Annotated in this window: 18 protein-coding genes, 1 tRNA gene and 2 pseudogenes; 9 read left to right on the top strand and 12 right to left on the bottom strand. The window is 60.4% G+C overall.

The window, feature by feature from the left end; all coding sequences use genetic code 11:
- Positions 1 to 30 precede the first annotated feature (30 nt).
- Positions 31 to 1,116: a redox-regulated ATPase YchF gene (gene ychF, locus M1D88_RS14615; protein ID WP_458111520.1), complete on the bottom strand. Its 1,086-nt coding sequence runs from the start codon at positions 1,114 to 1,116 to the stop codon at positions 31 to 33.
- A 120-nt stretch (positions 1,117 to 1,236) separates the two neighbouring features.
- On the opposite strand from ychF, the gene M1D88_RS14620 reads away from it, so the two are divergent.
- A complete protein-coding gene (locus M1D88_RS14620; RefSeq protein ID WP_458111521.1) occupies positions 1,237 to 2,460 on the top strand; it encodes a DNA recombination protein RmuC in 1,224 nt (407 codons plus the stop codon).
- On the opposite strand, the gene M1D88_RS14625 is transcribed toward M1D88_RS14620, so the two are convergent.
- Entirely contained in the window at positions 2,457 to 3,536 is a 1,080-nt protein-coding gene (locus M1D88_RS14625; RefSeq protein ID WP_458111522.1) for a 4-hydroxy-3-methylbut-2-enyl diphosphate reductase, read from the bottom strand. The genes M1D88_RS14620 and M1D88_RS14625 overlap by 4 nt on opposite strands.
- Before the next feature lie 58 nt (positions 3,537 to 3,594).
- Entirely contained in the window at positions 3,595 to 4,407 is an 813-nt protein-coding gene (locus M1D88_RS14630; RefSeq protein WP_458111523.1) for a hypothetical protein, read from the bottom strand.
- A 235-nt stretch (positions 4,408 to 4,642) separates the two neighbouring features.
- On the opposite strand from M1D88_RS14630, the gene xseA reads away from it, so the two are divergent.
- On the top strand, positions 4,643 to 5,953 hold the full coding sequence (gene xseA, locus M1D88_RS14635) for an exodeoxyribonuclease VII large subunit (RefSeq protein ID WP_458111524.1): 1,311 nt from the start codon (positions 4,643 to 4,645) through the stop codon (positions 5,951 to 5,953).
- 88 nt (positions 5,954 to 6,041) lie between these two features.
- Positions 6,042 to 6,269, top strand: coding sequence for an exodeoxyribonuclease VII small subunit (locus M1D88_RS14640; RefSeq protein ID WP_458111525.1), 228 nt, complete (start codon positions 6,042 to 6,044; stop codon positions 6,267 to 6,269).
- Between the two features lie 12 nt (positions 6,270 to 6,281).
- Here the strand turns inward: M1D88_RS14640 and M1D88_RS14645 are convergent, their stop codons facing one another.
- The 4 genes from M1D88_RS14645 to rsgA all read right to left on the bottom strand — a co-directional run bounded on the left by M1D88_RS14645 (position 6,282) and on the right by rsgA (position 10,860).
- Entirely contained in the window at positions 6,282 to 7,136 is an 855-nt protein-coding gene (locus tag M1D88_RS14645) for a polyphosphate kinase 2 family protein (RefSeq protein WP_458111526.1), read from the bottom strand.
- A gap of 105 nt (positions 7,137 to 7,241) precedes the next feature.
- Complete coding sequence (locus tag M1D88_RS14650; protein WP_247046386.1) at positions 7,242 to 8,462, bottom strand: pyridoxal phosphate-dependent aminotransferase; 1,221 nt, start codon at positions 8,460 to 8,462, stop codon at positions 7,242 to 7,244.
- A 63-nt stretch (positions 8,463 to 8,525) separates the two neighbouring features.
- Positions 8,526 to 9,464: an ABC transporter substrate-binding protein gene (locus tag M1D88_RS14655; protein ID WP_458114537.1), complete on the bottom strand. Its 939-nt coding sequence runs from the start codon at positions 9,462 to 9,464 to the stop codon at positions 8,526 to 8,528.
- Positions 9,465 to 9,732: 268 nt separating this feature from the next.
- Positions 9,733 to 10,860 (bottom strand): ribosome small subunit-dependent GTPase A, encoded by a 1,128-nt coding sequence (gene rsgA / locus M1D88_RS14660; RefSeq protein WP_458114538.1) that lies wholly within the window; start codon positions 10,858 to 10,860, stop codon positions 9,733 to 9,735.
- Between the two features lie 390 nt (positions 10,861 to 11,250).
- Between rsgA and M1D88_RS14665 the strand changes: the two genes are divergently transcribed.
- On the top strand, positions 11,251 to 12,306 hold the full coding sequence (locus M1D88_RS14665) for a pirin family protein (RefSeq protein ID WP_458111527.1): 1,056 nt from the start codon (positions 11,251 to 11,253) through the stop codon (positions 12,304 to 12,306).
- A 13-nt stretch (positions 12,307 to 12,319) separates the two neighbouring features.
- On the opposite strand, the gene M1D88_RS14670 is transcribed toward M1D88_RS14665, so the two are convergent.
- Positions 12,320 to 13,198, bottom strand: a complete 879-nt coding sequence (locus M1D88_RS14670) for an N-acetylglucosamine kinase (RefSeq protein ID WP_458114539.1) — start codon at positions 13,196 to 13,198, stop codon at positions 12,320 to 12,322.
- Positions 13,199 to 13,402: 204 nt separating this feature from the next.
- A pseudogene (locus tag M1D88_RS14675) lies at positions 13,403 to 14,566 on the bottom strand (trans-sulfuration enzyme family protein).
- A 132-nt stretch (positions 14,567 to 14,698) separates the two neighbouring features.
- On the opposite strand from M1D88_RS14675, the gene M1D88_RS14680 reads away from it, so the two are divergent.
- Positions 14,699 to 15,205: an Lrp/AsnC family transcriptional regulator gene (locus tag M1D88_RS14680; protein ID WP_309105878.1), complete on the top strand. Its 507-nt coding sequence runs from the start codon at positions 14,699 to 14,701 to the stop codon at positions 15,203 to 15,205.
- Here M1D88_RS14680 and M1D88_RS14685 read toward each other — a convergent pair.
- Positions 15,203 to 16,417 (bottom strand): annotated as a pseudogene (locus tag M1D88_RS14685) (MFS transporter); the annotation flags it as partial. The gene M1D88_RS14680 and the pseudogene M1D88_RS14685 overlap by 3 nt on opposite strands.
- A 174-nt stretch (positions 16,418 to 16,591) precedes the next feature.
- Between M1D88_RS14685 and M1D88_RS14690 the strand changes: the two are divergent.
- The 4 genes from M1D88_RS14690 (at position 16,592) to M1D88_RS14705 (ending at position 19,112) form a co-directional block, all read left to right on the top strand.
- Positions 16,592 to 17,143: an Lrp/AsnC family transcriptional regulator gene (locus tag M1D88_RS14690; RefSeq protein ID WP_458111528.1), complete on the top strand. Its 552-nt coding sequence runs from the start codon at positions 16,592 to 16,594 to the stop codon at positions 17,141 to 17,143.
- A gap of 85 nt (positions 17,144 to 17,228) precedes the next feature.
- Positions 17,229 to 18,224 (top strand): magnesium/cobalt transporter CorA, encoded by a 996-nt coding sequence (gene corA, locus M1D88_RS14695; protein WP_458111529.1) that lies wholly within the window; start codon positions 17,229 to 17,231, stop codon positions 18,222 to 18,224.
- 6 nt (positions 18,225 to 18,230) lie between these two features.
- Positions 18,231 to 18,692, top strand: a complete 462-nt coding sequence (locus tag M1D88_RS14700; RefSeq protein ID WP_458111530.1) for a hypothetical protein — start codon at positions 18,231 to 18,233, stop codon at positions 18,690 to 18,692.
- A gap of 117 nt (positions 18,693 to 18,809) precedes the next feature.
- A complete protein-coding gene (locus tag M1D88_RS14705; RefSeq protein ID WP_309105874.1) occupies positions 18,810 to 19,112 on the top strand; it encodes a DUF4193 domain-containing protein in 303 nt (100 codons plus the stop codon).
- Between the two features lie 44 nt (positions 19,113 to 19,156).
- Here the strand turns inward: M1D88_RS14705 and M1D88_RS14710 are convergent.
- A tRNA-Ala gene (locus M1D88_RS14710) sits at positions 19,157 to 19,229 on the bottom strand.
- Between the two features lie 45 nt (positions 19,230 to 19,274).
- Entirely contained in the window at positions 19,275 to 20,075 is an 801-nt protein-coding gene (locus tag M1D88_RS14715) for an SDR family oxidoreductase (RefSeq protein ID WP_458111531.1), read from the bottom strand.
- Positions 20,076 to 20,268 lie beyond the last annotated feature (193 nt).

Here is a 20,268-nt window from a genome sequence, read left to right on the forward strand (position 1 = left end):
TACTTTCTCACAGGTGAAGCGGAACTCGACTTAAACGTTGAAGCGGAACTCCACGACGTCGCCGTCGGCCATGACGTATTCCTTACCTTCGATGCGGACCTTGCCGCGGGACTTCGCCTCGGCCATGGATCCCGCCTCGATGAGGTCCTGGAAGGAAACAACCTCAGCCTTGATGAACCCGCGCTGGAAGTCCGAGTGGATCACCCCTGCTGCCTGCGGCGCGGTATCCCCCCGGTGGATGGTCCAGGCACGGGTTTCCTTCGGACCAGCCGTGAGGTAGGTCTGCAGCCCGAGGGTGTGGAACCCCACGCGGGCCAGCTGGTCCAGGCCGGATTCGTCCTGACCGTTCATTTCCAGCATTTCGCGGGCCTCTTCCTCGTCCAGTTCAACGAGGTCCGACTCCAGCTTGGCGTCAAGGAAGATGCAGTCGGCCGGTTCGACCAATGCACGCAGTTCAGCCTGTTTCTCAGGACTGCCCAGGATTCCTTCGTCCGAGTTGAAGACGTAGATAAACGGCTTGGCCGTGAGGAGGCTGAGCTCTTTGAGGTGCTCCATCTCCAGTTTGTCGCTCTTGATCGAGGAAAAGATGGTGTCGCCGCGTTCCAGGACGGTCTGGGCAGCCTTAATGGCTGAGAGTTCTGCAGCGTCCCGCTTCTTGATCTTGACTTCTTTTTCGATCCGGGGAACGGCCTTCTCGATGGTCTGCAGGTCCGCGAGGATGAGCTCGGTGTTGATTGTCTCCATATCGGAGCGGGGATCCACCTTGCCGTCAACGTGGATGACGTCGGGGTCATCGAAGACCCGAACAACCTGAGCGATGGCTTCTGCCTCACGGATGTTGGCGAGGAACTGGTTGCCCAGTCCTTCACCTTCGGAGGCGCCCTTGACGATGCCGGCGATGTCAACGAACGAGACTGCCGCCGGCAGGAGCCGCTGGGACCCAAAGATCTTCGCAAGCTCCTGAAGCCTGGGGTCGGGAAGGTTCACAACGCCCACGTTCGGTTCGATGGTGGCGAACGGATAGTTCGCTGCCAGTACCTGATTCCGGGTCAGTGCGTTGAAAAGAGTTGATTTGCCGACGTTGGGCAGTCCGACGATGCCAATAGTAAGAGCCACGAGCATAGATTCTACCCGCACCGCCGTAAAAGCCGTGGGCCGGCGTGGAACTCCACCCATATGGCCCCACCTGGTGCGTCCGTTCCTAAAACTGTCGTACGCCCATGTCACAGTGAAGGCATGGACGCTTTTGCACTGATTCTCGCTCTTCTGATGTTGCTTTTGGGTGCCCTTACCGGGGCGGTTGTCACCTTTGTGATGTTCCGGCGCCGCAATGTGGCCCTGGAACAGGATTTCGACGGCGTCTCCGCCCGGCTTTCCGAAGTCTCAGCACAGTTTGCGGCAGCGGACGCCGAACGTCGCCTCCTTGCGGCGCAAAACCGGGAGCTGGGCGAGTCACGAAACCAGGACGGAAGCGTACTGCGGGCTTTGGGCCCCGTCGCTGAGAAGCTCTCGGCGGTACAGCAGCAGGTTTCACTTCTTGAGCGTGATCGGCTGGAGCAGTACGGTCAGCTGGCCCAGCAATTGCAGGAGGCCCGGCTCTCCGATGAACAGCTCTTGCGGTCAACGCATGCCCTGGAGTCGGCTCTGCGCTCGAACAGTGCGCGCGGCCAATGGGGCGAGGTGCAGCTCAGGCGCGTTGTTGAAGCCGCCGGGATGCTGCGCCATGTTGACTTCCACGAGCAGCTTCACAGCGCAGGAACAGACAACTCGGTCCGCCCTGACCTGGTGGTTCAACTGCCGGGAGACAAGCAGCTGGTTGTCGATGCCAAGGTGCCGTTGTCGTCTTATCTGCAGGCTCAGGAGTCCCTAACCAGTGACGTCCGATCTCAGCCTGGGTCAGGAGCAAATGCCCAGCAGCTGCTTCTGGCCGCGCATGCAAAGGCGCTCAAGGCGCACGTAGATTCCCTGAGTAATAAGAAGTACTGGGACATCCCGGGTAACTCGCCGGAACTGGTGATCTGCTTCCTCCCCGCAGAATCCATTCTCGCAGCGGCCTTGGGGGCAGACCCGGGGCTCCTGGACTACGCCCTGAACAAGAACGTGGTCCTGGCGTCACCGGGTACTTTGTTGGCCGTGCTGAAGTCGGTTGCGTTCACCTGGCGCCAGGATGTTCTAACGGATAGCGCCCGGGAGTTGTTTGAGCTCGGTCAGCAGCTCTACGAACGCATGGGAACACTGGGAGAGAACGTCACCAAGCTCGGCTCATCGTTGAAAACGTCAGTGGACCGCTACAACTCACTGGTGGGCACCCTCGAGGCAAGGGTGTTGCCCACGGCAAGAAAGCTGAACGCCCTTGATGCCAGCGGCCTGGTAACGCCCGCCGCCGTCGAGGTTACGCCCCGTTCCATCGCTGCCCCGGAACTGCAGGCCGAATTGCGCGAAGAGGAATCTGCGGCCTAGGAGCGGGCTCCGCGTCCGCCCAAGGCCCGCGTCACGTCGCCGGCCTGCTTCAGGGTGGCGCGGAGCTCCTTAGGCAGCGAGAACAGAAGGTCTTCCTCGGCAGTGACTACTTCCTCAACGGTTCCATAGCCGTAGTCAGCCAAGAGGCGGAGGACATCCTTGACCAGCACTTCAGGTACGGAGGCGCCGGAAGTTACGCCGACAGTCGCAACACCCTCAAACCAGGTCTCGTCCACCTCGTTGGCAAAATCGACCCGGTAGGACGCCTTCGCGCCGTACTCCAGAGCAACCTCAACGAGGCGAACCGAATTTGAGGAGTTGGCGGAACCGACGACTATGACGAGATCTGCCTGAGGGGAGATCTTCTTGATGGCCACCTGTCGGTTGGTCGTCGCGTAGCAGATGTCGTCACTGGGCGGATCCTGAAGCGTAGGGAAACGCTCCTTCAGCAGGCGGACCGTTTCCATGGTTTCGTCGACACTCAGGGTGGTTTGGGACAGCCAGATCACTTTCTCGGGGTCCCTTACCGTCACCTTGTCCACTTCATGTGGACCGTTGATGATCTGGATGTGCTCCGGCGCCTCCCCTGCCGTGCCTTCCACTTCCTCGTGGCCGTCGTGGCCGATCAGGAGGATATCGAAATCGTCCTTGGCAAAGCGCACCGCTTCCTTGTGGACTTTGGTGACGAGGGGGCAGGTGGCGTCGATCGTCCGAAGCCCGCGGTCCTCGGCCGATTGGACCACCGCCGGGGAAACTCCGTGTGCCGAAAAGATGACCAGGGCACCTTCAGGCACTTCGTCCGTTTCGTCAACAAAAATGGCTCCCTTTTCTTCAAGGGAACTGACGACGTGCACGTTATGCACAATCTGTTTGCGAACATAGACCGGCGGACCGTAGTGCTCCAGGGCCTTCTCCACGGCAATCACGGCGCGGTCTACGCCGGCGCAGTAGCCCCGGGGAGCCGCCAGGAGCACCTTTTTGGGGCCTGACACAGGGACCGCAGCCAGCACTTCCTCAGGCGTTCGCCGCCTGCGCGGAACTGTTGGCATAGGTACGGATACAGCTGTCGAGGTCATTGTTCAATGCTACCGGCTCCGTTGCGGGTGCCATGCTTCGGTCATTCCGGCCTGCATCCTAGACACGTCGTCCCGGAAAGATCGCTAACACGATTCCCGCCAGCAGGAGGAATCCTCCGGTCCAGAAAGACGTGGTAATCCACTGCCCAAATGATGCAGCCGACGCGTTGACCAGTTCCTGCTGGAAAACTTCGGCAACAGAGTTCCCTGAGGGCATTGCGGAAACGGCGGCCGATGCGAGGTCCGACCCGAGCTTCCAGAGCGCTGCCATAAATAATCCGCCTACCCCTGCCACGAGGAAGATGACCCAGCGACGGCGGGCCGCCACCAGGGCGAGGACAAAGGCAATCCCGGAGCCGACGGCCATGGCATACCCCATGGGCGCGTATGCAGACAGGTTGGCGATCAGCTCGCGATGACCGGATTGCCCGATGTTGATGAGGGTTTCCCCTGGAGGATTGAACGGCACTCCCGTTGTTTCCGATAGCTGGCGTGTCAACAGACCAAGAAGCGGGGCAACATCAAGTGTGAGGGACGTTGAGGCATCAGCCTCGGGTGGCAAGCTGCCGGGATCGGTGAAGCTGAGACGGTGACTCTTCCGGAGGGTCTCCTCCCACGCTGCAGGATAGCCGGGCAGGCCCGTAAGGGAACCTGCCGCCGCTTCCAGGACAGGAGCCATACCGTCTGCCATGAAATCCGGAATCTGCCCGGCAGGATTGAAACTGGCTACAGCGGCCGAGGCAAGACGCCGCTGGAATTCCGGTTCCTTGCCCAGTGGAGACGCTAACCGGACAAAGCCGTCCTCCTGAACGATGTTCTGATCAACCCACATTGCCGGAACGGCCATAGCCGCGAGCAGTAAGCCGATCATGACCGCTATGGCGGAAACAAAAGTACGCAAGAGAGTCCTAGTTTGTTGGTTGGGATACAGCCATCCTAAAGGTCGGGCAGGACAGCCTCATGCCAGACAAGGGATGTCGGCCCGTGATGATAGAGCTATGGATAGAGTGATTGATATCTGAACCGCGTTCCTCAACATCCGCGAACACCCCGTACGAAATACCAGCTCAAAGGATCACCGCCCATGCATCAGTCAGGTACCACCGATGGATTGCCGCGTGTCTGAAGTCGTCACGACCACAACCACGGTGCCGGCTACGGCTGCGGAAACGAGTCCTGAGAATCCGTGGCCGCTGCAACTCCTCTCCCAAAAGCTGAAAGCGCATATTGAACGGGCTCCGTCGGTCTGGGTCGAGGGCCAGGTTATTGAGCTCAACCGCCGAGGGACCAACGCGTTCCTGACGCTGCGGGATGTCGATGCTGAGATCTCCCTTCCCGCTTCTGTCTGGACCAAACTGCTGGACCGTCAGGCTGCGCCCCTGGAGCGTGGATCACGTGTGGTTGCCCTGCTCAAAGCCGAATTCTGGGTGAAAACGGGCCGGCTGAACATGGCTGTGAAAGATATACGTCCGGTTGGCCTGGGGGATCTCCTGGCGAGGATCGAGAGACTCCGACAAGCACTGGGCGCTGAAGGACTCTTTGCCGAGGCAAGGAAGAAACCACTCCCCCTCCTCCCCCACCGGATCGGCCTCATCACCGGCCGTGATTCGGACGCCAAGAAAGATATCCTCCGGAATGCGGCATTGCGCTGGCCTGCCGTCGAGTTCGAGATCAGGGAAGTAGCCGTCCAAGGGAACACCGCCGTTTCGCAAATGATCGCGGCGCTGAAGGAACTTGATGAGGCACCTCAGGTCGACGTCATTGTTATCGCCCGTGGCGGAGGCGCCTTGGAGGACCTCCTGCCGTTCAGCAGCGAGGAGCTTGTCAGGGCCGTTTCAGGGGCCACCACCCCGGTGGTCAGCGCCATTGGCCACGAAGCAGACCGTCCCATCCTCGACGACGTCGCTGATCTTCGTGCTTCCACTCCCACCGACGCGGCGAAGAGAATCGTGCCGGATGTTGTGGAGGAACTCTTCAGGGTGAGGCAATCGAGGGACCGGCTTCGCAGTTCTGTCACGCGCCTCGTGGAGAGGGAAAGCGAGCGATTGGGCTCCTTGCGCAGCCGTCCAGCTCTGGCGGCACCGGAGGTTCTGCTGACCAGCCGGCATGAGGATATCGAAAGGTTGAGAACCCGTTCCGGTTCGTCCATTGACGTCGCCTTGGTGAGGGCAGCCGACGGGCTCGTACATCTCACGGCGCAAGTTCGGGCCCTGTCACCGCAGAAGACCCTGGACCGGGGTTACGCCGTAGTTCAGCTTGCCCTGAACGGCGATACAGGTGAGCCTGGGGAAACGCGGCGCAGGGAAATTGTGCGTCATCCTTCCCAGGCTCCCGCGGACGCGGAACTGTCTGTCCGGGTAGCGGGCGGCAGGTTTACAGCAGTGTCCACCGGCGGCACCGAAATCATCGAACACTGACAATCACCGAGCATTGACAAACATCCAACAAGGACGCCCTTCATCATGGACGTCCCAAAGGCCCGGAAACCCAGCAAGGAGCACCACTATGGCAGCGGCACAGAATCACCAGGCGGACATTGATTCGCTCAGTTATGAAGAAGCGCGGGAACAATTGGTGGGAATTGTGGGAAAGCTGGAGGCGGGAGGAGCCAGCCTCGAAGAATCGCTTGCCCTCTGGGAGCGTGGCGAGGCCTTGGCCAAGCGTTGTGAGGAGTGGCTCGACGGCGCACGTAAGAGACTCGCCGCAGCACGGGACCACGTCCAGGAGAGCTGAGCGGAGCGTTACTCAGGAACGCTCGACGAGCGCCTTTTCCTGTTCCACATCGAAGTCAGCCTCCGGCCACTTCAGTTTCAGCTCCTTCAATGCGTCAAGGAGCAGCTGCTGGACCGCTATCCGCGCATACCATTTCTTGTTTGCAGGAATGACATGCCACGGCGCAATTTTAGTGTTCGTGGCATCGATTGCCGCCTGGTAGGCGTCCATATAGTCGTCCCAGAACGCACGTTCCTTCAGGTCCCCGGTGCTGTACTTCCAGTGCTTTGCCGGATTGTTCAGCCGGGCCAGCAGACGCTTCTTCTGCTCATCCCGGCTGATGTTGAGCATTACCTTTACAATCCGGGTGCCGGAGTCCGTCAACCGCGCTTCGAACTCGTTGATGGCGATATAGCGGCGCTCCAGCTCCTTCTTTGAAGCCCAGCCATACACACGGTGGATCAGGACATCTTCGTAGTGGGATCGGTCAAAGACTCCCACCATCCCAGCTGCCGGCACTTCCTTTTCAATCCGCCAAAGGAAATCGTAGGACTTCTCCTCGTCAGTGGGCGCCTTGAAGGCCTTCAGCTGTACGCCTTGCGGATTCATCGCCCCCATAACGTGTGAGACGATACCCCCTTTGCCTGCTGTGTCCATGGCTTGCAGGATCAACAGGATGCGCTTGGTTCCGCCGAACCTGGCCTCCGCGAAAAGCTTTTCCTGCAGTTCCGTCAGTTCGCCGTCGAGGTCCTTAAGTAGCGCCTTGCCATCCTCTTTGACTCCGACGTACCCGGGTGTCGAGTCAGCGTCGACGTCCCCCAACTTGAAACCTTTTGCCGTCACCAGCGTTTGCGAGGGTTTCTGTCCGAACTTCACAACAACTGACATGGGAAGCCTCTTTCCGCTGCAGTGCATCCTGCGGCCGCGCTTGCCGTCAAGCACATTCCGCACGTTCACCTCCGATGAATCCGGGCGTGAACTGTTGAGATCAGGCTAGTTGCCTTGGTAGCGGCTCAGGAAGTCCCCCATACGGCCAATTGCCTCTTCAATATCCTTCACGTTGGGAAGCGTGACCATCCGGAAGTGGTCCGGCCGCACCCAGTTGAATGCCCGGCCATGAGAGACGAGGATCTTTTGCTCCCGCAGCAGGTCAAGGACAAACTTCTCGTCGTCCCTGATGTGGTAGACCTCGGGGTCGAGCCGCGGAAAGAGGTAGAGCGCCCCGCGGGCTTGTTGCGTACTCACGCCGGGGATGGCGTTCAGCAGATCGTAGGCTTTGTTCCGCTGCTCCAGGAGTCGACCGCCGGGAAGGATGAGGTCATTGATACTTTGATAGCCGCCTAGCGCTGTCTGAATGGCATGCTGCGCCGGCACATTCGCACACAAACGCATGTTCGCCAACAGGTTGATTCCCTCGAGGTAATCTGCCGCTGACTTTTTCGGCCCTGAAATCGCCATCCATCCGGCGCGGTAGCCACAGACACGGTAGGCCTTGGAGAGTCCGCTGAAGGTGAGGCAGAGAACAGCGTCTCCGGTTAGACCTGCCATATTCACGTGGACGGCATCCTCGTACAGGATCTTCTCGTAGATCTCGTCCGCAAACACCACCAGACCGTGCTTTTCAGCAAGCGCCACGATCTTACGAAGAGTACTTTCCGGGTAGACGGCGCCAGTGGGGTTGTTCGGGTTGATCACTACGATCCCCTTGGTGCGGGGAGTGATTTTCGCCTCCAGATCCTCAAGATCAGGCTGCCATCCGGACTCCTCGTCGCAGAGGTAGTGCACCGGCTTTCCGCTTGCCAATGCAACCGAAGCCGTCCAAAGGGGGTAGTCCGGAGTAGGGATGAGAACTTCATCGCCATCGTTGAGCAATGCCATGAGAGACATGGTGATGAGCTCGCTTACGCCGTTGCCCAGGTAGATATCGTCAACGTCAATGCTCTGGATGCCACGGGTTTGGTAGTACTGGGAAACGGCGGTGCGGGCAGAAAAAATACCTCGGGAATCGCTGTATCCCTGGGCGTGGGGAAGATGGCGGATCATGTCCACCAGAATGGCGTCAGGTGCTTCGAATCCAAAGGGCGCTGGGTTCCCAATGTTCAGTTTGAGGATTCGGTGGCCCTCAGCCTCCATCTGCTGGGCGGCCTCGAGGATCGGTCCACGGATGTCGTAGAGGACATTATGAAGCTTGGTGGACTGCTTGAATTCTGCCATCCATCAAATATGCCATATGGAGGATGTTAATCCCCTGAGACTTGACTCACACTCCGGAGCCCGTCACTTGGTGAAGCCCTTGTCCTTTAGCCAGGCCTGTGCTGCTTCCTTGGGGTCTTGCTTCTGATTGCCGCTGACTGCGCGGTTCAGGTTGATCAGGTCCTCCGTCGTCAGCGTCTTGGAGACGTTGTTCAGCGTCTCCTTCGCCTTATCCGTCATCTGGGCTTCGTTGTAGAGCGGAAGAACCTGCTGGGCAATAAAGTTGTTCTTTGGATCCTCCAAGACCACAAGATCGTTGTCGGCAATGGCAGGAGTGGTGGTGTAGATGTCGGCAATCTGCACTTGGTCCTCCAGCAGCGCCTTCACGGTGACGGCTCCGCCACCATCGTTGAACGGTTCCAGCTTTTTGGGGACGCAGTCATAGTTCTTTTTGAGGCCGGGAAGGCCGTAGGCGCGCTCCGCAAAGGTGGCCGGAGCGCCCACCACCAGTTCGCTGCATGCCTTGGCAACGTCCGCGAGGGACTTCAGCTGGTACTTCTCCGCCGTCGCCTTGGTCACCACCATGGCATCCTTCTTCTCGGCTTTGGAGGCATCAAGCACTCCAAGGCCTTTGGGCAGTTTGCCAGGCAGCGCCCGGATAATGTCATCGGCGGAAACCTGGGTGGTCTCCTTGTCGACCAGCAGCAGGAGATTGCCGCTGTAGTCCGGCACGATATCGATTGAGCCGTCCTGGACGGCCTTGAAGTAGACCTCCCGTGATCCGATATTGGGCTTGGTGCTGGCCGCAACCCCCGCGGCGTTAAGAGCCCCCGCGTAGACTTCGGCGATGATCTGGCTTTCGGTGAAGTCTGCCGAACCAATCACAAGTGGCTCACCGGTGGAGGCGGAACTGCTGGTGGCAGGTGTGGTGCTTACCGGATCCGATCCGCCCACACAGGCACTCAAGGCCAGTGCCAGGCCCAAAGCTGTGGCCCAGCCACCCAAAGCACGGCGCCCTGTCATCTGACGTCGTAAATCCTTCAAAACGTACCTCCTTGGAGAACAGGCTACGGGGATGTGGAGGCTGTGTGCCTTACCAGCGGCAACATCGGACGGTCAGGCAAGACGATCATAAGCCGGGTCATTCTTGGCGGTACAAATTACCACCACAGCCTACCCAGTCCCTTCGACAAAGCCGGAGGGACCGGCACGCCGGAGTGGAGTCGCCCTTTGCTCGGAACCAGCCGGCAGGTGGATGGGTCCTGATAAGAATCAGAACCCATCCACACCGTCAGTTCCTTCCGGACTTTCCGGACTTTCCGGACTTTCCGGATTTGCCTTCCCGCTCCACTGACTTTTCATGGCCATACCGTTCAGCTGACCGCTGACTTTTGCCCGCCGCCACAACTTTCTGGTGCCATTCCCGCTGGTAAGCCCTGCGCGCCGCAGCATCGTGGCGCCTGTTCAGCGCAGCAAGCTCGCGCTGAAGCTTCAGGTAGTTGGACCAGCGACGGTTATCCAGGGTTCCGTCGTCCAGTGCAGCCTGCACAGCGCATCCTGGCTCCCGATCATGGGCACAATCAGAAAACCGGCAGGCCTCCATGAGTTCCTCAAGGTCGCCGAACATCTCGCCCATTCCGCCCTCGGCCTCGAAAAGTTCGAAGCCTCGAACGCCGGGGGTGTCCATGAGCACCGCGCCGCCAGGCAGCGGCACCAGTTCCCTCGCGGTAGTCGTGTGCCTGCCCTTGCCGTCTCCGGTGCGGACCTCCCCGGTGTCTTGTGCCTGGTATCCAACCAGCGCGTTGATGAGCGTGGATTTTCCCGCCCCCGAAGGCCCCAACAGCACCAGGGTGGTTCCGGCGGGCACACGGCCCGAGAGTTCCTCCAACCCGTCGTGCTGTTCTGCTGATGTGGTAACCACATCCACACCGGCTGCTTGAAGCATGACCTGCCCAACGACGTCGTCCGCTACGTTGGCCAGATCCGCCTTGGTGACGATGACGAGCGGAGTAGCACCTGAATCCCACGCCGCTACGAGGGTCCGCTCGATCCTGTTGTGCGTAAGCGGCCGGTCAACCGGGACCACCACGCCGACGATGTCGATGTTGGCCCCGAGCACCTGGGCATTCGAGGATGCTGCAAATGCACGCTTTCGGCTGAGTTCCGAGTAGCGCGGGAGGACACTTTCGATAACGGGCTCGGCTGAGGCGTTCATCCCCAGCCAGACCCAGTCGCCCGTTGCGGGGATGGAGCCATGGAGGGGGTAGGGGACGTGGAAGAACCGCTCCGCCGCCGCTACCAGCACACGGTTGCGGTCCATCCGCACCACCCGCCCGGGCATGGTTCCGTCTGCCTGGCGGTGTGCGGCGAAGTACGCTGCCCTGGCCGGAGTGAATCCGTACTGAACGGGACCAGCCAGAACAGGTCCGTTGTTTAGGAGAGATTTGAGAGAAGGTTCAGCCGATGGAAGGCTGTTGGTGTTTTTCAATGGGAAGCCTTTGATGGGCCCCGCCAGTGCACAGAAGCGTCTGTGAGCCGCTAGGAAGTGCGATCAGACAGGGAAGGAAGGTTGGCGTGATTGAGGCGCGAGGCGCGCAGAACTATGACAGTCATCACTTCCACCTCCCCCTTTTTGCTTTCGCAGCGTGTCCCTGAAACGGCCGCCGGCCAACCGGCAACTCTGACAGGCTATCGAACTCTGCCGTTGCTGGCCATACCCGCGGACCGGACCCCAACATGGGCTCCAGGACCGCTGGCTTTCGCTGCCGTTGCCATGCACTGACACTGCATTCGGTTCTACAGTGGGGAGGTGACCAATCTTGAAGTCAGTCCCCGGGAACAAATATGTCCACCTGCAGACATTGGTGAGGGTTCGGGAGCCGGCCCGTGCCTGCAGTTGTGGCCCGCCCGGGAAGTTCCGCTGGGCGGTGTTCGTGCCATGAATGTCCAGCGCACTCTCCCCCAGCGAGGCCTGCCGACAGTCGGAGCCTGGTGCTTCCTCGACAGCTTCGGGCCCGACCGCGTGGCAATGTCCGTCCTGCCCCATCCGCACACGGGCCTTCAAACGGTAACGTGGCCGCTCATCGGCACCATCCGCCACCGCGACAGCGTGGGGAGCGACGTTATCGTCCGGCCCGGGGAATTGAACATCATGACGGCCGGCCACGGCATCTCCCACTCAGAATTCGCCGTGCTGCCGCAGCCCTCCCCTATGGCGGTCCAGGAGGAAACGCCCGACGGCGGCCAAGAGCTGCCGCTGCAGCGGGGACTCCAGTTCTGGGTTGCCTTGCCGGACAGCGAGCGGCACAGGACGCCGGCGTTCGAGCAGCACCGGGAGTTGCCATCGGTTGAGGGCGAGGGTTACGTGGCAACGGTCATGGTAGGAACTTTCGCCGGATCAACGTCGCCGGCGACCATGTATTCGCCCATCACAGGAGCGGACGTCACAGCCCAGGGACCTGTCGGGTTGCCACTGAATCCAGAGTTTGAGCATGCCATCCTGGTCCTTGACGGCAGCCTGGTTCTTGAGAATCAGCACGTGACTCCGGGCCCACTTTGCTACCTCGGGACAGGACGGGATTTCCTTGATCTCGACGCAGCTGCCGGTACCCGCTTCATCCTGCTGGGCGGCGAACCGTTCCAGGAAGAGTTGCTGATGTGGTGGAACTTCGTTGGCCGGACCCACGATGATGTGGCGTTGGCCCGCGAGGACTGGGAGGCGCAGGCCGGCCTTGGGGAGAATTCAGTTGAAGTCAGCCGGTTCGGAGTGGTGAGGGGGCATGGGCCCGAGGCCGGCTCCGAAGCGGGCCGCATACCAGCCCCGCCCTTGCCTGGTGTGCGGCTCAGGCCGCGAACACGTTCCTGATTTGTATGCAGGATCAGGCCTCTGAGCCCTGCTCCGCAAGAAGCTGAAGAACCCCGAATACAGGCTCCCTGTCCAGGACGCGCACATCGTTGATACCTTCTGACGCCAGGTGTTTCCGGAAGGAGTCCTGGATCCAGGAAACGTTCATGCCAAGGCCTCCTCCAAGAATTACGGGGCCGTCGACGTCGAGCTGCCGCAGCGTTTCCACGGCCAGATCCGCCAAGTCACTGCCTGCCTGTACCAGAAAGGCCAGGCTGGTGGCATGGCCGCTCTCGGCTGCCTCCACGACAAGGCGTGCGCGTTGGGCCCAATACCGCCGCCCTGTCTCGGCCGAATGGAAGAGTGCAATCAGCTTGTTGGGATGATCAACGGCGCAGGATTCCAAAAGCGCGGTGGTGAGCTCATCGGGTTCAAAGCCCTGGTTCATCCGTCGGAGGCTGTGGCGGACAGCCTCCCGGCCAAGCCAGTACCCGCTGCCTTCATCTCCCAGCAGATATCCCCAGCCGCCCGCCCTGGCTTCTTTGCCAGCCTCGTTCCGACCCCAAGCCGCGGATCCTGTGCCACCGATGACGGCCACGCCCGTGCTGGCACTCCCAGCCGCCAGAAGCAGCCGGGAATCATGGACAACGGTGATCCGCGCCCCGGGGACGTGGGGTGCGATCAGTGAGGCGAGCGCGGCGGCGTCGTCGTCGGTATCTATGCCTCCGGCCCCCGCATACACCTGCGCGATGGAACCGCCGCCTATTCTGGCAAACAGTTCAGCGAGATTCCGAGCTGCTTCTTCACGGCTGACGTTCTGGACGTTGGAGCTCCCCACAACCTCGTCTGCAACGGCTTCACCGTCGAGGAAGCGGACCCCATGGGTCTTGGTTCCTCCAATGTCCAGACCGATGACACTGCCTGCAACTCTCCCGGCAGGGAGGCGGTCCGCATCAACGGAATTCGATTCTGGGAAGCTGTCAGCACTGTTCACCTGAACAGACTACTTAACCGGCGGCAGACAGCCTGCAATCAGGGCAATATTGGCCGCAACATTTTCTGCCTCCCCTCCTGCCGGCCGTCCGACTCCCCTAAGCCGCTGTCTCCAATCCGCTGATCAGTGGGTGCGTTCGATGGCCTGAACGAGGTCTGCCACCACGTCGCTGGCACCTTCAAGTCCCACCGAGAGCCGAAGCAGGTTTGGCGATGGCCGCGCTTCACTGCTCACCGGTCGGTGCGTCAGGCCTGCAGGATGTTGGATGAGCGTGTCGATTCCGCCCAAGGAGACTGCATGGGTGATCAGGCTGACCGCCGAAGGAATTCGTTGGGCATGCTCAGGGCTACTGACCTCAAACGCTATCAAGGAGCCCGGACCGGACATCTGCGTACCCACCAGCCCCAGGGGATCGCACTCAGGCAACCCCGGATACAGGACCCCCTTGACCAGACCGTGCCCGGCCAGCGCCGACGCCACTTTGGAAGCCGTGGCCTGTTGCGCCCGGACCCGGATGGGCAAAGTGGCAAGTCCCCGGTGGAGCAGGTAGGCGGGCCAAGGCGTGAGGATACCTCCTGTGACGGCCCGGACGGCTCGGAGCCTGACCGCCCACCCGGGCGAGGTTGCCACGACACCACCCATGGCATCTCCGTGGCCGCCCAGGAACTTTGTGGCACTGTGCAGAACCATGGCTGCGCCGTGCCTGAGCGGCTGCTGAAGCACAGGGCTGGCGAAAGTGTTGTCCACCAGCAGTGGGACACCATCAGCGGCGGCAGCCAAGGCAGCAATGTCCACCAGCTACAGGCTTGGATTTGCAGGGGTCTCTACGATCACCAGGCCAGTGTCCGGTCGAAGGGTAGACCTGACTTCATCAGCAGTTGCGAAGGTAACCTCTGTTCCCAGCGTTCCTTGGGCGAGTACGTGATCGCTTCCGCCGTACAGAGGGCGGACAGCGACGACGTGTTTTTTGCCCATGGAAACCACGGCAAGCAGCACTGCCGAGAGAGCCGCCATACCCGTGGCGAACGCAACAGCCTCAGGGGCGTTCTCCAAGGCAGCAAGCCCATCTTCAAACCGTGCCACAGTTGGGTTCCATAGCCGCTGGTAGACCGTACTCTGATCCTTGAGATGGGCTCCACCGGTCGCAAGATGTTCATAGGCCAGTCCGCCTTCCACAACTGAAGGCAGCGGCGCAGTGGTTGAAAGATCGATGGGGACCGCGTGCACGCCCTGCTCCGTCAACCCGTCGCGTCCGGCATGTACCGCAAGTGAATCGAATGAAAGCACCGTGCTCCTTCTGAATATTCGTCATTGAATCTCGAAAGTATCTGGCATTTATTCGGGATTGCCCAGAGCAGTTGAATTCTAGGGATGAAAGAAGCGGTTTATGATGAACGCAGCACACTCTGAGGAGGACTTGTGGCCAGCAACGCGAAGAATATTCGGCCGGGATCGTTGAGCAGCGAGCCGCTGGACGCCATTGACGAGAAACTTCTCGCGGCTCTGGTGGAGGACGCGAGGATTTCCAACAAGCAACTCGCTGAACTGGTGGGAATTGCCCCTTCAACTGCCCTGATGCGTACCCGTGCCTTGTCCGAGCGGGGGATAGTGCAGGGGTATGAGGCGAAATTGAGCCTCTCGGCAATCGGCCGATCGGTTCAGGCACTTGTCGCCGTACGGCTCCGGGCGCACGATCGTGATCAGATTGACAGGTTTACTGCCCGCGTACCCCATCTCCCGGCCGTACTGTCGACCTTTCACACTTCAGGGTCGGTCGATTACCTGCTGCATATCGCCGTCGCTACGACGGAGGACCTCAGGGACTGGGTGCTGGACAACCTGGCCACCGACCCCGTCGTCGGCCACACCGAAACCACCCTGGTGTTCGAGCACATTCAGGGCAACCACGGTCCGTTGCCGGAGTAAGCTGACCACTGCCAAAATGACGGCGCACAACGCGCAAAGCAGCACAAACACTGTGACGGATGCGGGAAGGCCCCATGCCGCCGTCGCAAGTCCCAAACCGATCACCGGCACCGCGCTGCCCAGGTACGTGATGACGTAGACCGCACTGACGACCTGCGCATGCCGGGACGGTTCCGTCCTGGCAGCTACGTCGTTGAAGGCGGCCCGGAAGGAAAGGCCTTGGCCGAAGCCTGCGCCCATGCTTGCCAGGACCAGCAACCATGGGGTGGTCCGAGCGGCCGCGACGGCGATCAGGGCGACCGAAACTGCCAGGACGAGAAGACCCACCGGAACCACATAACGCCCACGGACTGCGAGTAACTGACTCAGCGCTGATGAACCCAGCGTCAATCCTGCCAGTACACCGATCAAAGGCCTCGAGTCCACGTGGACTATCCCGGCGAAGTACCCGGGGGCAAGGGATAAACAGAATCCAAACACCGCGAAACTAAGGAAGCCAACAGCGGCCGCGAGCCAGAATGCCCCACGCGCTTCCTGGGAGACTGATGGACGCCGGGGTGCCAGCGCCTTGATGGGCCATGCGCCATTCACGGGCCGGACGGCAGGCCGCGCCTTCAGGAAGTACAGAGGCACCAGCAGCCCGCCGAGGATGACGGAATGAACGGCGAAAGGCGTGGAAGTGGGCCCTGGGAGGAGCGAAAGCACTCCCCCAATCACAGGACCAGCAGCCACCCCTCCGGCTGACGCCAACAGTGTGAACCGGGACGCCCAGTCCGGTCGCAAGGGCAAAAGTTCGCGAAGTGCAGCAGCACTTGCGCCGGTGGCGAGTGCCACTGCCATGCCTTGGAGTGCCCTGCCAGCCGCAAGCGCGGCAAGATTGCCAGCGGTCGCGAAGACCAGACCGCCCATCAGCCCCACCAATACTGCCAGCAGCAACGCGGCGCGCCTGCCAATGTGGTCCGACCAGTGGCCGGCAAGCACCAGCGTGGCCACCAACACCAGGACGTAGGCGGAGAAAGCAATGGTGACATCCAGGGACGTCAGGCCGAGCTGAGCCTGGTAGAGGGGGTACAGCGGCGTTGCGAGGTTCGCTCCGACCAGCAGTGTGAAGATCACCATTCCCGCCAGGACCAGGCGGGCCGTGGTGGAAGCATCCCATCCCCTGGGGCTAACGGCGGCGGAGGACATACGGAGCTCGCCGAAGACAGTCATTGCCATGCCTTTCCCGATTATCCGGACCACACCGGATCCTTGTGGGACCGGCAGCGCTCCGGGCAGTTCTGATGGCTATATTTTCGCTCGTGAATGACTTGTGGGACTGAGAAAGGTGTAAGACTTGATCAAAACAGTCAAGGCCTGACCGTGGTAATGAGCCGGAGTGACGATTTGAACCAATTAGATCCCACGGATCTGAAGATCCTGCTGGAACTGATCCGGGACCCGCGGATCCAGATCGGCGAACTCAGCGAACTGCTGGGGATCGCCCGCAACACGGCCCAGTCCCGGGTCCGGCGAATGCTCCGCTCCGGCGTCCTTCACGACGGCGGTCGCGAAATCGATCTTGAGGCGGTGGGATACGACGTCGTCGCCTTTGTCACGATCGAAGTGACACACCGCGAACTCGACGGCGTCGTAGGCGCCTTGCGCCTCCTGCCCCAAGTGCTGGAAGTCCATGAAATCTCAGGCCGGGGAGACGTCTGGTGCAGGGTGGTTGCCACTGACACCCACAATCTCCAATCGGCCCTCCGGTCGGTTCTTAGGATCAAGGGGGTGATCCGCACCGAGACTGTCCTGGCTCTGCACACGCACATTCCGTACCGGACTGAACCGTTGATCAGCCGCCTTGCCCAGGGCGATACGCTTGCCCGGCAACAGACTCGGGGCAAAGCCTCGGCGGGGACATCCCCGTCCCAAGAGGGGAATAGGATTTCCACATGAGAATGGCGCTACCGTTTCCCGACCACCTGGCTGCATCCGAGCCCCCGAAGGTCTCCTCCTGGCTGGGTGACGGGATGTATTTTTCGTGACGATCATCGACAATGCCGTCTACGTGGACGGGGTGCGCAACTCACAACCTCACACCCTTGAGCAGACGTTTGAGACGCTCAACGAGCATGGCGGAATGGCATGGATCGGTCTATACCGCCCCACTGAAACCGAAATGGCAGAAGTGGCGGAAGAGTTTGGGCTCCATGAACTCGCCGTCGAAGATGCGATCTCCGCCCACCAGCGCCCCAAGCTTGAACGGTACGGTGACAACCTTTTCACAGTGTTGCGGCCTGCCAGATACATCGACGAATCCGAAACGGTGGAATTCGGCGAGCTGCACATCTTTACCGGGCGAAACTTCGTGGTCACCGTACGCCACGCTGAAACCGGTGGGGTTGCCCGTGTCCGGCGCAGGCTCGAAAGCAAGCCGGAACTGCTCGCCCACGGGCCGGAGGCCGTCCTTTACGCCCTCATGGACCAGGTAGTTGATGACTACGTTCCAGTGGTGGCCGGGCTGGAAAACGATATCGACGAGATCGAGGACCAGCTTTTCAGCGGCGATTCCCATGTCTCCCGACGGATCTATGAACTGGCTCGCGAGGTCATCCAATTCCAACGTGCCATCCATCCGCTGCCTGGCATGATGCAACTCCTCAAGCGGGGGTTCGATAAATACGAAGTGGAGACGGAACTCCAGCACAGCCTCAGGGACGTTGAGGACCACGTGGAACGGCTGATTTCCCGCGCAGATTCCTTCCGTGACCTGTTGCAGAATGCCTTGACCCTTGATGGCACACTGACGGCCAACCGGCAAAACGAGGCCAGTGCAGAACAGAACGAACAGGTTAAGAAGATTTCCTCCTGGGCGGCCATTTTCTTCGCCCCGTCCTTCGTAGCGGGCGTTTACGGCATGAACTTCGACTTCATGCCGGAGCTTCACTGGGAGTTCGGCTACCCGATGTCCCTGGCATTGATGGCGGGCATGGCGGGACTCATGTACGTCATTTTCAAGAAGAAGGGCTGGCTGTAGCGCGGAATGACCAAGACAGTGAATTCCGAGTGGAACCAGGGTTTTCGCGGCGGACGCATCATCATCCCCGGTACGGCGCGCCAATTGGGTGCTTTCGGGCTCTTCCGGCCTTCGCCCTCGAAGGGACAGTCACACGGGCACACCGTTCTTAAGCACGCCGAGGGCGGAGTTCTGTGGATAAGCCTCGGTGAACTGCTGGAGCAGAACGTCCCTTTGCCGGAACTGACTGACCTGGCGGACACATTTCGGACGTGGGTCCTGGACGCCCATGCACCGGAGATATTCAGCGGGTCCAGCCCCGTGGCGAAGCGTTTTGTTGACGTCGCTGCCGTCCTGGAGCGTTGCGACGTCACCGTGTTTCTTGTCTCAGCTAGCCCACTGCCTGTGGGGTCGGACAACCCGTTTTCCGCCCTTGAAGTGGTTGAATCCTCAGAAGTTCTGCCAATTGAAGGTGTCCACGGGTCCTGAGGAACGCCTGGGAGGTTCACAAGGTGGTCCGGATGCAGGCAACGAACAGGCAGTACTTGCATTCATGATGTACCGTTCTATCCCGACAGGTTTAGGCGAAGCAAAAGGACATATCAGGTGGCAACGGACTACGACGAAATCCGATCAGACGTCGCGGAGACGCGGAACGCATCACTCGAGGCGCTCAAGTCTGCGAATTCTCCGGATGCACGGAGCGTCGTGCGGGAACTTGACGAGACGGACACGGTAGACGGCGTTGAACTTCCGGGTGCCGATTTGTCCGGTGAGGAACTGAGCATTGAGGTAGTCCCGCAGAAGGCGGATGAATTTACGTGCTACTCATGCTTCCTTGTTCGGCACCGTTCACAGATCGCCCGCGAAAAGGGCGGACACGCCTACTGCGTCGACTGCGAAGGCTGAGAACTTCCACGCTCCAGGCAGGGCCCCAACGGGCCCTGCAAACGTGGAGCTAAGGGGATTCGAACCCCTGACCTCTTCGATGCGAACGAAGCGCTCTACCAACTGAGCTATAGCCCCCGACAAGAACATCTTTAAGTCGGATCCAGTACTGCCGTCCTTAGGCTACAAACTATCCGCATTCTTTGCCAACCAGGCTGGGAATGTCTCACGGCCAAAGGTTTGTTCAGCGATCAGGTTCTGCCCCTCACGAAGGTACTCACCCATGCTGCCTGGCAAAGGCAGCTCAATAACTTTCCCACGGGCATGGGTCGCCGTCTGCCAGATTTGTGCCATCGACCTCATTGGCAGAATCTCAGGACCCCCAACCGTACGCACGCGATGAGGCTCCCCAAGCCGGCTCCCCAAAGCCTCCTCGAGCAGGGCAGCGGCTGCTTCTGACGGGGAAATAGTCTGGAACCTTGCACCTTTGAACACCGGCATCAGCCGCACCCGCGAACCGGCATAGAACACCTCCGCCAGGAGACTGTGGAATTGCGTTGTCCTGACAACGACCGTTTCCACGTCCGAGCCGGCATACCTTCGTTCCTTTTCCGCTTTTGACCGTTGGTAGCCCAGGCGTACCTGATCACAATTGATGATGGAAAGCAGCACGACCTTCCTCACGCCTTCCATCTTCGCGGCGTGCAGCAGCCGGTCTCCCCCATCGGCAAAGCCCTTAATCGCCTTTCGTGACCGCCCTTCCAGGCAATCAACCACGACGTCGGCACCCGCCAACGCTTCTGCGACCCCCGACCCCGTGGCGACGTCCGCAGCCCAGTAGGCGGCGCCGTCGTGGTGCTTTGCCGTGCCCGGCATCGGTGGACGACGGCTGAAGGCCGAAACCTCTATTCCACGACCCAGTGCCTGCCGGACAACCTCGGTGCCAACCTGCCCGGTGCCACCGGCAACACAGATACGAATCATGTTCCGAGGTTAGGGCCAGGGAAGAGATCATGCACTATCACGAGACCCGGAGAGCGAACCGCAACTCGACTCGATTGCTTGACCTGATTAATCTGTGGCGTAAATGTAATGAACTGAGACCGGGCGGAGGGGCTACTTTGAGGTCCTCATGCTGATATCCTCTGATCGGAATTCAGTGTCCCGCGCGCTACCT

The sequence above is a fragment of the Arthrobacter sp. R1-13 genome, assembly GCF_054161475.1.